The organism is Paenibacillus sp. FSL F4-0097 (genome assembly GCF_038593125.1).
Classification (GTDB): domain Bacteria; phylum Bacillota; class Bacilli; order Paenibacillales; family Paenibacillaceae; genus Paenibacillus_AQ; species Paenibacillus_AQ odorifer.
The window spans coordinates 5,606,650-5,619,292 of record NZ_CP151965.1 but is presented as its reverse complement, the minus strand read 5'-3'; the positions used below and the strand labels follow the sequence as shown (position 1 = coordinate 5,619,292).

The window sequence follows — 12,643 nt, the reverse complement described above, 5'->3', positions numbered from 1 at the left end:
AAACCATTCCTTTGTCAGGTATGGTTTTTTTAATACCTAGAAAAGTACACAGGTGTGCCCGTATAATAAATAGGAGTAAGTAATTGGAAGTAGACTGATGATGAGGGGAGAGAAGACATGTTTTTCTTTAAGAAAAATAAAGGCATCACAAAAGAGGAACTGCAGGCCCTGGTTGAAGGCTTGGAGCAGGCTTATATGGATAAGGATGAAGAAGGTTTGAGCAAAAGATTTCATCCAGATAAGAGGGGAATGTCCTTTTTAAATCACTTTCAATTAATGATGACATTTCAAATCTATAATATAAAATCTGAAATTCTCGAATTTGAATTGCTGTCAATGGATGCTACTAAAGCAGTCTTTACATACACTCGGAAGCATATTCATACCTGTATCAACCCCGCCGATGAACGTGAGGAAAAAAGAAATCAAATTATCAGTTATTACGTTGAGGCTGTGAAGGAGAATGGTTCAATTTGGATTACGAGGTACAGCCCTTATAGCACGATTTTTGTAGATAAGAAGGGTGATTTCCTTAGTGGTGTGGATGCGGTCATTCCTCCTGGAGAAGAGATCAATTCAGGCATTGCGCGATTCATCCCGTATTTTCAGCTTGATAGCTATGTACCTGCAACCTTCCATGTCTACACTAACAGTCAATTTATCGGATATTATCCGCTGGGAGAATATCATCGGTACGAACCTTCGCATACGTTCACGATTAATTATTTTGATAAGATAGAGGCAACTTCTGTAGAGAAGCATACAGCGGATTATATCTCCCAAGAGACCTTGTTGACCGCTCAAGTACTGCATCAGACTGATAATAGCTCTATAGTGGAGACGCAGCTGATGAACAATAATGTATTAGAGCATGAACTTGTTACCAGCCTGCTTACGAAGGATGGGTTCTATATGATTAGATTTCTGTATGCCAAAGGAGAGCCGATCCCGCCAGAGGAGCGAGAAAAGTGGAAGCGTGAGATGGTCACTTTAATAGAAAAAGAGCACACCAGTTAACACAGAAACTTGCCGTTACAGACAGCACGCGAACTGTATCCTAAGTAACGATAAGTTTTTTTTGGGAATAATGAGAGAAAAGGAGAGATGGAAATGTCCTATATCGTTGATTTTAAAAATGTGTCTACGGTTGGGTTAGAATCTTCACCTGTAGTAGATGCGCTTGCTGGTCTGCGTGCTAATGAGGCCCGTTACTTTATGAACAAATACAAGCATGAATTTACGGTTGTACAAGCCAGCGAAAGCCAGGAGACCCTTGATTATGTGAACCGAATTTTAAAAGAAGAACGTGATATTGAGTTTGCGGCCAATCTTTTAGAAACGTCGCGTTTTCAAGTGGAAAATATTAAATATGCCTATGTCTTTTATGAGGATGGCCTTGCGGTCAACGTTATGTATACGGTTGATGACCCTAAGAAGCGGGCCGTTGGTTTTAAGCTTTCTGAGGGGATGGAAATCCCAAAGGAGCTAGAAGAGAAGTTTAAGTTTGCTAGGCAGAAGTCCAAGCTAGCTGGAACAATTCGGGGTTCGTTTTTTGTAATTAAAGGAGAGTATTAAGGTAAGCAAAATTGCAACTTAATCAATGAGAGGGCCATCCTATAAAAGGATGGCCCTAAATCTTTTCGGTATAGATAATTTGCGTAGGTTATCTATGGGAATGGACTCCCATTCAAGAGGCCGAATTTATTATATAGAGCAACGAAAACTGGAGTAGCGTGCCTACTTCACAATTATTTTGCATGAGTAGCTGAGATGCTGGAATGTACGGTATAAATCCCGCAGATAAGAGCTGAGGTAGCTGGAATAGTGAAATGTACGGGATAAATCCCGTAGAAATGAGTTGAGGTGGCTGAGATGCTGGAATGTACGGGATAAATCCCGTAGAAATGAGTTGAGGTGGCTGAGATGCTGGAATGTACGGTATAAATCCCGTAGAAAAGAGCTGAGGTGGCTGGAATAGTGGAATGTACGGTATAAATCCCGTAGAAAAGAGCTGAGGTGGCTGGAATAGTGAAATGTACGGTATAAATCCCGTAGAAAAGAGCTGGAGTAGCTAGTATGCTGGAATGTACGGTATAAATCCCGTACAAATGAGTTGAGGTGGTTGAGATGCTGGAATGTACGGTATAAATCCCGTAGAAAAGAGCTGAAGTGGCTGGGACGGTGAAATGTACGGGATAAATCCCGCAGATAAGAGCTGAGGTGGCTTGGCTATATCGACTTGGTTGGAGACTCTCCGGGGGCATCAGATTTGATCCATTCAAATGTGTTCGACAAGCCACCTATCATTTGACAAAACGTGGAAGATGTTGGATGCGGTCAAAAACAATCGAATTATTGAGATTGATATGGAAAAATATTTTGCAGCAGATTCATACTCCTCCTTGTTACAAGCTGAAGATATTGCCGACAAATTATCGAAGCTGGCTTCATCAAAATAACCTTATTGGATTGAACCTACCTGAAGTCATTTAAATAAAAAGGCGAAGCCTATTATGGCTTCGTCTTTTGTAGTTTTGCATGCCCTTTTCATCCTAGAAAATAAGGTCCCTGTTACAAATGAACTATTGGACCGAAAGTACAGTCTCCAGCTCAGGGATATATTCCTTGACCATATTGTTGTCTTCCCACAGTCCTTTAGTCCCAGCTGGGGCTTGACCTTCGGAAACGACTAAGTACGGTTTGATGGTTACGGTACTCGGTATAGTCTTGAAGGGTTCAAAATGAACATTATAAGATTCGCTTACGGGGTGAGCACCGACAGGCTTCAGTTGAACGCCACGTTCATCCACAATGTCAAATTGAAGAGCGATGACGCCCCCGTTAGCACCCTTATATTTCGAAGGGATAGAAGCGAGCATTTCTTCTACGCTCTGGCCCGGTTTGGTTTTGTACTCAATGGATACCTGCGTTGTGATTGGGGTGATTTCTACCTTACTGATCTGCAAGTTAATGTTATCGTGATGCTTGGTCTCCTCTGAAGTTAGGGCGGTAACAGGCGTTGATGTGGTAACAGGCAGAACGAATTCGAACGGGACATCGTAACCCTTTAACGTTATATTTACAGTCAAGTCAAACTGATCAGGGAACTGGACAGTCTGTGTTGTTGTGCTCGGCTCATAATAAGTGTTCAAAACCTGAACCATTATGCTGGAAGCAGTCTCACCATCCATGTGTTCGTAACTCCAGAGCAGAGGTTGGCCTTTATAGAGAACCTCAAACTTATCCACCGCCCCTTTATTGGCATCGGAAGGCGGCGAATTGGGCTCCGAAGCCAGACGGTTTCCAGGAGTGGTTAGGTTCATAAGAATTCGGGTTCCGTCAAATAACAATGTTGGGATATTCATCGTCACATCGCCATGGGTCACGCTTTGGTTTACGTTTGTGATGAAATCCTCGGCTTGTTGAACACCGGGATCTAAGTTTTTTTCGCCCCATAATGAATAGATTTGTCCCAGAACCGGAATTTGCTTGAGTGCATCAGCTATTGCGGGCGATACAAAGCCGGAAGCAAGGAGTGTAACTCCCAGGATTGCAGCGGCTGCAGTGGAAACCCACCATTTATTAAAAGTTCTTGATACATCTATCTTTCTCTGAATGGGGGAAATAGAATTATCGGTCTCCCTGATGATTTGGTAAGTCTCATTCAGCTTGGAGCGGGCAATATCCGATAACTGATCGGGAAGTAAGCTTTGGCAGTTCTTTAATTGTTTTTCTAACTTAGTGTTTACCATGTCGCAACCTCATTTCTTGATTGAATTGAGATGAATGCTTTAGCTTTTTGCGGGCGCGATGCAGCCGGGTCTTCACGGCTACCGTAGAAATTTCGAGAATGTCGGAAATTTGATTGATCGGCATGTCCTGTAGGTAATGAAGGTGAATGACAATCCGGAGGTTCTCCTCAAGATGTTGAACGGCATCCCATAATTCGATTTTCTCATAATCCTTGGAAGTGGAAGGGACTTCGGGAAGTTCTCCATACGGGAGGGTTCTTGCGTTGTTTTTGAGCATTTTATTGCATTCATTAATCAGAATCCGGAAGATCCACGTTTTGAAAAATGCGGGCTCTCTGAGTGTATGGATGTTCTTAAAGGCTTTTAGCATCGTCTCCTGCAGGGCATCTGCACAATCTTCTTCTTTGTTGACGATGGACCTTGCAGTTCTGTATAAAGGTAACTCTATCTCCTGCATCAACTTCACGAATGCTTCAGGGTCCCCAGCTTTGGCTTTGACGACAATAGGATCTATATGCAAAGATTTACCTGCTTTCTTGACTAGAAGTCTTAGGATGTTCGTAACGTTACTTAAATATTAGATCGGGTAGGTAGCTAGAAGGTTACCACAAACATGATTCCATTCTCCGCATCTCGCAAAGGATGAAGATTACTTTTGCTGTCTGTAGCTAGTAGCAGGGTATCCTTCGCATAATGGGAAGGCATTTCACGGTGCTCTTCCGAACGATTAATGTGTAACTGAGCTAGCAAGGTGAGAAATTGGTTTTTTTCACAAAAAAATCGCCGTTCGAATTCCCTGTCGGGAATCGGACGGCGATTTTCATAAGCTAATTAATCAATCAATCAATCAATCCATCAATCAATGATATAAATGACCCATTCCCCTTGATCGTTTGGCCGAATAGCGTATAGCATTTTTACATTTTCAACGGTCTTTGCTGCCATATCCAAGCGTTGTCCGATTACCGTTATATTCACCTGATGTTCGTTGGGTAACATGGAATCGATGCTTTCGATGTCTGTGAATTTGTACTGATATTGTTCGTCATAATAAGGCTCCATAGCCTCTGCTAGTTTTTTGTTTACGAACCCGGATTGATAAATTGTGTGGTCATGCTCAACTAAAGCAGTTAGGTTTTTTTCCAGCACTTCAAGTGCGGGGAGATCATTCTCTGTCAATTGATCTGCATATGATTTCAGATTTATCAACAATTCTGCCTTAAAGCTGGTTTCATTTGGCTGCTTGGGTTCTGTGTTTTGCGGCTTCTGCGTATTAATCACTGGACTTTGGGTTGGCGTATTTGCTCCTGTGCTCGGCTCCTCGATTGGTTTAACGTCCCCTGCACATGCTGCCAGAAAGATTAAATACATCAACATGACCATTCTTGCAATAGTTTTTAACATCTAACCCCCACCTTTTTTTTGAGGATATGTTAGTTAGTCGCGAGAAGATATGGAGAAGTTTCAAGGGCTGAATGAAGCCCGAAAAAGCGGATTAAACCCGAAAAAGCGGATTAAACCGCTAGATTAAATCGCTAGTTTTTGTGGATCATCTACAGAGTAACGTCCGCTTACCGCAAGCATGATTGTAGAAATAATGACGAGTATGAAACAGAGCACAAATGAATACCGGTACCCAACAACACTAGCTAATAACCCGCCAACAAGACTGCCAATCAGTCTGCCAATCGTGGATGAGTTAGAGTAGAGCGTGGATGCATACCCAGGCATGTTTGGAAGCAGATCCTGAATGTAGCTAATGCCAATCGCTGAAATAACGGCAACAAAAAAGGCAAGCAAAATTTGGGCTGCAAGCATTTGCCACATCGCGCCTGAAGTAATGACAACGAGATAATAAGCTCCTCCGAAAATGGCTCCGCACATCATCAGGATGCGGTTACTGTATTTCGCACTAAGTAGTCCCAGCATGATCATAAAAGGAATTTCCAGCGCAGCACAAATACTGCTGACTAAACCGACATCGCTTGTTGTTCCCCCTAGATTGTTGGTGATAAAGAGGGCAGTATTGATGCTACTCGTCCAGTGGGCTACATACATGAGTATCATAATCAGAAAAGGAAGCAGAACATTACGGTTCTGACACAACCGGAAACTTTTTACTTTTACTTCTGCAGTACTGCTTTTCACTTCTGTATTTGATTTCAGGAATAGTGAAATAAGTAAGGCAACCAGCAGGAATACTCCGATGGTGCCCGAGAAAATCCCCTTAAACCCAACAGCAGCAATTAGCAGAGTACCGATTAAAGGACCTGTAATAAAGCCGAGAGAGAAAGCAGAACGCAAGGTAGAATTTGCAAACGCAGTATCTGTAAAATCGCTCTTATTCACTGCTTCTCTAGCTATGGCGAACAATTGAGGCATCCCTGGTGCACCGAGTGCGGTGAACACAATCATGTAAATGAATAAGATCGTAAAATCCCCAATGAGCAAGTATCCGCTATAAGCAAGGGCATTACAGAGCGTGGAGACAAGGTAAATGTTTCTTCGATTTAAGCCAAGGTCAGAGCGTCTCCCGATTAGTGTACTGATCCATATTCCGGCAATTAACGTGGTGGCCAGAAAAACACCAAACAGCCCGACAGATACTCCAAGCTGTTCCGTAAAATAAATGGATAAAAAGGGTGCGCTGAGTGAAATCCCCATCCCCTGCAGTAACATACATAAAAAGAGTAAGCCATAAGAGGGAATCGAAAATAGTGCAGTTAGTCGTTTGAACATGTTGTGAAAGTACTCCTCTATATTTGTTTAGATATTTCATAAAAAAAAGCCGTTGAAATTGATTCCAACGGCTTTTTGTATGCTTGTTTTTTTCAAGACCTTATTCAACATCATAATTGATCGGAAAGAATAAGTCTATACTTTCGGCTGGATTTTATTTACTATTGTGAAGCCGGCAAAACCTAATAAATGGAGTGTTGTTAATGGACGTTACTTGTCATCTCGATAAGGCTGACTTACAGGATTATATTAGTAGGGTTTTTGGCAGCAGTTATTTCGTTGCTCGTGTTTCGCGCATGCATGGCGGTGCACAAAAGGTGGTCTACAAGATTGAGTGCAGTAATGGATTTTCCTGCGTTTTGTATGTGTGGGATCTTTCGATGAATTATTTTAAAGAAGAAAAAGCAAATGAAGATATAAATGAACAATCCTATGGAAGTCATTTATTCGAATTAAATAACAGGTACTTAACACAACATGGAATTCAGACCCCTGCTCTTTATGATCTGAATAAGGCAAGAGATCGTTACTCTTTCGATTATGCTCTGGTTGAATATATAGATGGAAGAATGGCAGAAACCTATTTTCATCATCCCGATTCACGTGTTCAAGATAAAGTTTTTCAGCGTGTGGGGGAAATGCTTACTGCTATGCATACCAACGAGAGGCATGTTTTTGGGAAAGCAAATGCTAACGAGAGCAGCATGAGCGAATGTCATTTATTACAAATGGAAAATGCGAAAGTGCAGCTAGCCTATGCCTCCCAACATATTGAGAAGATCAGGTCTAATCAAAGCAAACTGCTCGATAAGTTGTACGAGCTTGAATCAAAAATTCAACCCAGACAGCAATATGGGTTTATTCACGGGGAACTGGGTCCTGACCATGTTATGGTTAATGATAAACTGGAACCCTTTTTGATCGATATCGAAGGGGCAATGTTTTATGATATTGAGCATGAGCATAGTTTTTTGCAGATGCGTTTTGGGGATTTCTATCGGTACTTAAAGAACGATGCTCTGGATCATGATAGGCTGTTATTTTATCAATTCCACCATCATATCTCCTTAACTTCAGGTGGATTAAAGCTGCTACATAGAGGATTTCCTGACCAACAATTCGCCCAAGGCCTAGCTGATTATCAATCGGAACGCGCGCTGAGGTTTATCGAAGGATGAACTAAACAAGGCGTTTGGGTTGATAACCTACTGCCATGTCCTTGAATGTAACCTATTAGCCTTCTTCACCCTTTAGGGTGGAGGAGGTTTTTTCGGTATACAACTACAAGGCATAATAAAAGACCGCATCCACTGGAGTTGCTTCCAGAACTGGCGGTCTGATGTCTTCGTTATGAATCAATCTTTATCTGAAGGGTTAGTTAATGAAATTTAACGGTCTTGATGCGAGCCTCTTCTTCATAGCTAAGTGGTTTCGGAGATTGCGGAGTGTGGAGATGACGCTCCACGGAGTACTCCATTTTCCGGTAGTCCTCATTACCTGTATTCAATGTTGGATTCCAGTTTTCTGTCACCCAATTTTTAAGTTCCTTAAGTCCTGCTAGCATTTCCTCCAGCCTCCTTTGGCGAAGAAACAAAATAGATTTTGTAGTTCTTTGTTTACGCTTTCATTATAATCCTAAACTCCATTTTTTAAAAGGTGTGTCCGTCTGAAAAACACAGATTATTCAGTGAACATTGTGTGTTATTTAGGTTTTGTGCTTCATCTGGAGAGAAGTGTCTCCCTGTAGGAGACATTTTTAGTGAAGCTGAAAGGATACTCATTAGTACCACTTTTTTAAATTTTTTTACATCCGTATATCCAACAAATACTACCCTGAAGAAATAAATTTAGGGTGGAATATTTACAGGATTATTTTCTAATGAATATGGAAAAATAAATGATTATTAGCTGCGAGTTGCACTGAAAACCATTATTTTGCTAATCATAAATAGGATTGGTGGAAATAAATTTTATTTTTCTAAAAATAGAGAAAATAATTTACAAAACCAAAATATAATGATATTTTGGTTATGTAGAAAAGAAACCGCTCACAACTTAAGGGGGATTAACAATGACACTCACAAAGTTCCACGGAATTATACCTGCCTTTTATGCCTGCTATGACGATCAAGGAAATATTTCGGAATCCCGGACGCATGCTTTATGTGATTACTTATTTGAAAAAGGAGTTCAAGGTGTATATGTGGGAGGCAGCTCAGGAGAATGTATTTACCAGAGTCTCGACGAACGCAAAGCGGTACTAAGCTACGTAGCTAGTAACCTGAAAGGTAAAATGACACTGATTGCCCACGTGGGTGCCCCTTCGACTAGAGATAGCATTGAGTTAGCGAAACATGCTGCAACCTTAGGATACGATGCATTATCCGCAATCCCGCCTATATATTTCAAGTTACCTGATAGTGCGGTCTATAAATATTGGAGCGAGATTATGGAGGCAACCCCTCTTAGCTTCATTATCTACAACATCCCTCAGACTACTGGATATACACTGACTCCTTCCTTATTTGAGAAGCTGCTTGCGAACAAAAAGGTGATTGGTGTGAAGAACTCCTCCATGCCGACTATGGATATTGAAAGATTCAAAAGAGTGGGTGGAAAAGATGTAGTGGTATTTAATGGACCGGATGAACAATATGTTGCGGGAAGAATCATGGGAGCGGATGCGGGAATCGGTGGAACCTATGCGGTTATGCCTGAGCTGTTCCTGCAAGCTAATGAATTTGTTAAGGCTGGTAAGTTCGAAGAAGCTGGACAAATTCAAAGCGATATCAACGATATTATCATCGCCCTTTGTTCGCTGAAAGGTGCCATGTATGCCGGAATAAAAGAGATTCTAAAATTAAGAGGCGTAAACATTGGCAGCGTAAGAGCACCGCTTGAGGCAGTAGCCGCTGAGGATGCTGGTCCGATCGCAGACATTATGAAATTGATTGATCAAGCTATTGAAAGATATTGCGGTTAAGATAATGAAGAAATCCATCGTATGCTTTGGCGATTCTAATACTTGGGGCTACGACGCAGAGACAGACCGCAGATTTAAGGATGATATTCGTTGGACGGGAATTCTTCATACAGAATTGGGTGACGCCTACCGAATGATCGAAGAAGGGCTTCCCGGCAGAACAAGTGTCAGTGAGGACCCTCTATTTGAAGGACTTTCTGGAATCTCCTATATTTATCCCTGCCTGATGTCACATTCGCCATTAGACTTGGTTGTGATCATGCTTGGGACCAATGATACAAAAGAAAGATTTGGACTAACTTCTTATAACATCGCACAAGGTATTGTTAGGTTGGCTCTTAAAGCTAAAGATAGCGGTGCAGGACCCGAGGGGAAGGCTCCAGAGGTTCTAGTAATCGCGCCCCCTCCGATTGGAGCAGAGTATATTCATACCCCTATTGGCAAACCAATGGGTAGCGGATGTAGTGAGAAGTCTATGGAGCTCGCTGAGCATCTTGCAGCTTTACTAACGGAAACTGGCATCCACTTTATAGACTCCAGAGATCATGTATCGATGAATGAAATTGATTATATGCATCTTGATCCGCAAGGACATCGCAGCATGGCCGATTTAGTGCAATACCATACCAAACGGATTTTAAATTAAGGGTTCTATGCTTTCGAAGTGAGTTTTGTACGACGCGATTCAGAGAAGTTAATGCTTACAAAACTTTAAGCGTATGCTTTCGAAGCGAGTTTTGTACGACGCGATTCAGAGAAGTTAATGCTTACAAAACTTTTAGGGAGGTTTATAAATGAAGAAAAAACGTTTACTCTCGACAATGCTTGCGCTAATGGTGATTATTTCTTTAATTTCAGGTTGCTCAGGTAACAATGCTGCGAGCTCTAATACATCCGATAATTCTTCTGCATCTGGGAAGGAAAAAGTGGGGATCAGAGTATGGCTGACTCCACAGTGGAAGGGTGTTGTGGATGCCACGGAGGCAGGCGCGGACTATGATAGCTTCCTAAAGCACGCCGCTGAGAAATTCAAAGCACAATATGATAAATATGATGCGGATATTCAAATAGAGGTCATTGCTGGAGATCAGCGCGATCAATTGCTTAACGTTAACTTAAGCGGAGGAACACCTCCAGATGTGTTCTTTGAGAGTGTATTCCCGATGGGGGATTACGTTCACCGTGGAGCATTGGTTCCTTTGACCGACATCATTGATGAAGACGCGAAAAGCGATATTGCTCAAAACTACTGGGACGCTGTAACGTTCGGAGAAGATATTTATTTCTATCCATTCCAGCACAACCCAGGCACCTTGGTTTACAACGCGGACATGTTTAAAGCAGCAGGCTTAGAAAAGTTTGTGGGTGAAGAATCCGAAATCAAAACTTGGAACTTGGATGAATATCAACAAATTCTTGAGGGTCTGAAAAACAATCTGCCGAAGGATAAGTATTCGAATGCATATCCAATGGCATTATTCGCTGTAAATAATCAGGGCGATACATGGAACCTTGCCTATATGAGAATGTTCGGCAATAAGTTCTTTGATGATCAAGGCAACATTGTCCTGAACGATGAGAACGGAGTTAAAGCTGCAACTTGGCTGAAAAACCTATATGACGGCGGATATACAAATCCAGGAGCAGAATCTGTTTCTTCTAATGATGCCAATGCTATGTTCCAAAATCAGCAATTAGCGATCAGTTTCACTAACCCGATTCTGTTTAATGGTACGAAAGCTAATATGGCGGATGGTACGGCGGCGAAATTTGATATGAGACTTGCTAATATTCCGTCGGAAAGCGGAGATCCTCTATCCTTTACTTATGTAGTAGGCGCTAGTGTATTCAAGTCCAAAGATGCTAAGAAGACTGAAGTAGCTAAGGATTTCGTGAAGTTCTTCTCAAGCGATCCTGAGTTAGTTAAATCCTCTAAGAATGGTATTCCTGTAAGAAGTTCTGTAGCCGAAGCACTTAAAGCGGAGAATCCACTGTTTGCAGCTTACGATGCCAACTCTAAATATTTGTTCAACTTCACAGGCAACGTTCCAGGATACAGCCAATTAAGAGAGGTTTTATATCCAGAGCTACAAGCACTTTACATGGGAGCTAAGACACCGGAACAGTTTGTGCAAGATTATCAGGCAAGTGGCAACAAGGTGATTGAGACCAATAAAGCTGGCTCTGTAATTTTCCAATAATCTAAGACCAGATAAACAATACACGATTGACAGCCTTTAGGGTCTGAAGAGACTCTGGGGCTGTTAATTAGAAAGGTAAACGATATGAAACTACGTAGTAATTACCTAAAAGAGAATATTACAGGTTATCTGTTTATTTTACCTCAGATGATAGTATTCTTAGCCTTTCTTGTCTATCCGATCTTAGAAGGGATGCGGCTGAGTCTATACCAGATTAATTATGACAGTGAGAAATTTGTGGGTTTTGCCAATTACACCACATTGTTTAATGATCCGGTATTTTTTAAGGCTACCATCAACACCGTTGTGTTCGTAATATTTATCGTTCTACTTACAGTGGGGTTTGCATTGTTCGTAGCCTCTGCGGTATTTGATAAGAATGCTAAGTACGTTTCCTTTATTAGAGGAAGTTATTATATCCCGGTAATGGTGTCCATGGTGGTTATGAGTATGGTCTGGAGCTTTTTGCTGAATCCGGCTAACGGACTTATCTCTTATCTATATAAAGATATGGGGCTAGGGACGATTAATCTGCTGGGAAATCCAAAGACGGTTCTGCCAGTCGTGATATTTGTAACCTTCGCAACTAACGTGGGCCAGGCAATTATTCTGTATATAGCTGCGATGATTGGTGTCTCGAAAGAGCTTTTTGAAGCAGCCGAAATCGACGGTGCTAGCAGATGGCAAGTGATATCAAAGATCCTGATTCCTTCGGTAGGACCTACAACAACTTATATTACGATTATCAATATTATTGCCGTATTAAAAATCTTTGTAGTCATTCAGTTACTGACCGGTGGCGGACCGAACAATTCCTCCGTAACACTGATGTACTACCTTTATAATAATGCCTTTAAATATAACCAACTCGGCGTAGCTTCTGCGGTAGGGGTTATCATGTTCGTGATTACATTGATATTGTCTGTGCCACAGCTACGAAGCATGATTAAGGTGAAGTGAGGGGGAAT

At 41.6% G+C, this 12,643-nt stretch carries 14 protein-coding genes; 8 read left to right on the top strand and 6 right to left on the bottom strand.

All coding sequences use genetic code 11. The features are described 5' to 3' along the window. Positions 1 to 117 precede the first annotated feature (117 nt). A complete protein-coding gene (locus tag MHH86_RS25140; RefSeq protein ID WP_076316854.1) occupies positions 118 to 1,017 on the top strand; it encodes a hypothetical protein in 900 nt (299 codons plus the stop codon). Positions 1,018 to 1,110: 93 nt separating this feature from the next. Then, entirely contained in the window at positions 1,111 to 1,575 is a 465-nt protein-coding gene (locus MHH86_RS25135; RefSeq protein ID WP_036679666.1) for a hypothetical protein, read from the top strand. A 173-nt stretch (positions 1,576 to 1,748) separates the two neighbouring features. Here MHH86_RS25135 and MHH86_RS25130 read toward each other — a convergent pair whose 3' ends face one another. Next, complete coding sequence (locus tag MHH86_RS25130) at positions 1,749 to 2,282, bottom strand: hypothetical protein (protein WP_076316853.1); 534 nt, start codon at positions 2,280 to 2,282, stop codon at positions 1,749 to 1,751. Here MHH86_RS25130 and MHH86_RS25125 point away from each other — a divergent pair, their 5' ends adjacent. Further along, positions 2,283 to 2,459, top strand: a complete 177-nt coding sequence (locus tag MHH86_RS25125; RefSeq protein ID WP_218641681.1) for a hypothetical protein — start codon at positions 2,283 to 2,285, stop codon at positions 2,457 to 2,459. Positions 2,460 to 2,582: 123 nt separating this feature from the next. On the opposite strand, the gene MHH86_RS25120 is transcribed toward MHH86_RS25125, so the two are convergent. From MHH86_RS25120 to MHH86_RS25105, 4 genes are all read right to left on the bottom strand, one after another. Further along, positions 2,583 to 3,752 carry a DUF4179 domain-containing protein gene (locus MHH86_RS25120; RefSeq protein WP_038573113.1) on the bottom strand — a complete coding sequence of 390 codons (1,170 nt, stop codon included), beginning with the start codon at positions 3,750 to 3,752 and terminating at the stop codon, positions 2,583 to 2,585. Then, complete coding sequence (locus tag MHH86_RS25115; RefSeq protein ID WP_038573112.1) at positions 3,739 to 4,272, bottom strand: sigma-70 family RNA polymerase sigma factor; 534 nt, start codon at positions 4,270 to 4,272, stop codon at positions 3,739 to 3,741. The genes MHH86_RS25120 and MHH86_RS25115 overlap by 14 nt, the downstream gene beginning before the upstream one ends. A 335-nt stretch (positions 4,273 to 4,607) precedes the next feature. Next, positions 4,608 to 5,156, bottom strand: coding sequence for a hypothetical protein (locus MHH86_RS25110; RefSeq protein WP_076316852.1), 549 nt, complete (start codon positions 5,154 to 5,156; stop codon positions 4,608 to 4,610). A gap of 123 nt (positions 5,157 to 5,279) precedes the next feature. Beyond that, entirely contained in the window at positions 5,280 to 6,491 is a 1,212-nt protein-coding gene (locus tag MHH86_RS25105) for a sugar efflux transporter (protein WP_076316851.1), read from the bottom strand. A gap of 248 nt (positions 6,492 to 6,739) precedes the next feature. Here MHH86_RS25105 and MHH86_RS25100 point away from each other — a divergent pair, with 248 nt between their 5' ends. Next, positions 6,740 to 7,669 (top strand): phosphotransferase, encoded by a 930-nt coding sequence (locus MHH86_RS25100; RefSeq protein ID WP_076316881.1) that lies wholly within the window; start codon positions 6,740 to 6,742, stop codon positions 7,667 to 7,669. Between the two features lie 200 nt (positions 7,670 to 7,869). Here the strand turns inward: MHH86_RS25100 and MHH86_RS25095 are convergent, their stop codons facing one another. Further along, entirely contained in the window at positions 7,870 to 8,055 is a 186-nt protein-coding gene (locus tag MHH86_RS25095; RefSeq protein WP_036679656.1) for a hypothetical protein, read from the bottom strand. 507 nt (positions 8,056 to 8,562) lie between these two features. Between MHH86_RS25095 and MHH86_RS25090 the strand changes: the two genes are divergently transcribed. The 4 genes from MHH86_RS25090 to MHH86_RS25075 all read left to right on the top strand — a co-directional run bounded on the left by MHH86_RS25090 (position 8,563) and on the right by MHH86_RS25075 (position 12,635). Further along, positions 8,563 to 9,474: a dihydrodipicolinate synthase family protein gene (locus tag MHH86_RS25090; protein ID WP_038573110.1), complete on the top strand. Its 912-nt coding sequence runs from the start codon at positions 8,563 to 8,565 to the stop codon at positions 9,472 to 9,474. Further along, a complete protein-coding gene (locus MHH86_RS25085) occupies positions 9,443 to 10,120 on the top strand; it encodes an SGNH/GDSL hydrolase family protein (RefSeq protein ID WP_218640732.1) in 678 nt (225 codons plus the stop codon). Before MHH86_RS25090 ends, MHH86_RS25085 begins: the two co-directional genes overlap by 32 nt. A 148-nt stretch (positions 10,121 to 10,268) precedes the next feature. Further along, positions 10,269 to 11,675: an extracellular solute-binding protein gene (locus tag MHH86_RS25080; RefSeq protein WP_076316850.1), complete on the top strand. Its 1,407-nt coding sequence runs from the start codon at positions 10,269 to 10,271 to the stop codon at positions 11,673 to 11,675. Between the two features lie 84 nt (positions 11,676 to 11,759). Then, complete coding sequence (locus MHH86_RS25075; RefSeq protein ID WP_036679648.1) at positions 11,760 to 12,635, top strand: sugar ABC transporter permease; 876 nt, start codon at positions 11,760 to 11,762, stop codon at positions 12,633 to 12,635. The last annotated feature ends 8 nt before the right edge of the window (positions 12,636 to 12,643 follow it).

Bases quoted from the DNA above. Each gene is read 5' to 3' on its own strand.
- MHH86_RS25075 (WP_036679648.1), top strand. From the start codon at position 11,760: ATGAAACTACGTAGTAATTACCTAAAAGAGAATATTACAGGTTATCTG.
- MHH86_RS25140 (WP_076316854.1), top strand. From the start codon at position 118: ATGTTTTTCTTTAAGAAAAATAAAGGCATCACAAAAGAGGAACTGCAG.
- MHH86_RS25095 (WP_036679656.1), bottom strand. From the start codon at position 8,055: ATGCTAGCAGGACTTAAGGAACTTAAAAATTGGGTGACAGAAAACTGG.
- MHH86_RS25110 (WP_076316852.1), bottom strand. From the start codon at position 5,156: ATGTTAAAAACTATTGCAAGAATGGTCATGTTGATGTATTTAATCTTT.
- MHH86_RS25090 (WP_038573110.1), top strand. From the start codon at position 8,563: ATGACACTCACAAAGTTCCACGGAATTATACCTGCCTTTTATGCCTGC.
- MHH86_RS25135 (WP_036679666.1), top strand. From the start codon at position 1,111: ATGTCCTATATCGTTGATTTTAAAAATGTGTCTACGGTTGGGTTAGAA.
- MHH86_RS25125 (WP_218641681.1), top strand. From the start codon at position 2,283: ATGTGTTCGACAAGCCACCTATCATTTGACAAAACGTGGAAGATGTTG.
- MHH86_RS25105 (WP_076316851.1), bottom strand. From the start codon at position 6,491: ATGTTCAAACGACTAACTGCACTATTTTCGATTCCCTCTTATGGCTTA.
- MHH86_RS25120 (WP_038573113.1), bottom strand. From the start codon at position 3,752: ATGGTAAACACTAAGTTAGAAAAACAATTAAAGAACTGCCAAAGCTTA.
- MHH86_RS25080 (WP_076316850.1), top strand. From the start codon at position 10,269: ATGAAGAAAAAACGTTTACTCTCGACAATGCTTGCGCTAATGGTGATT.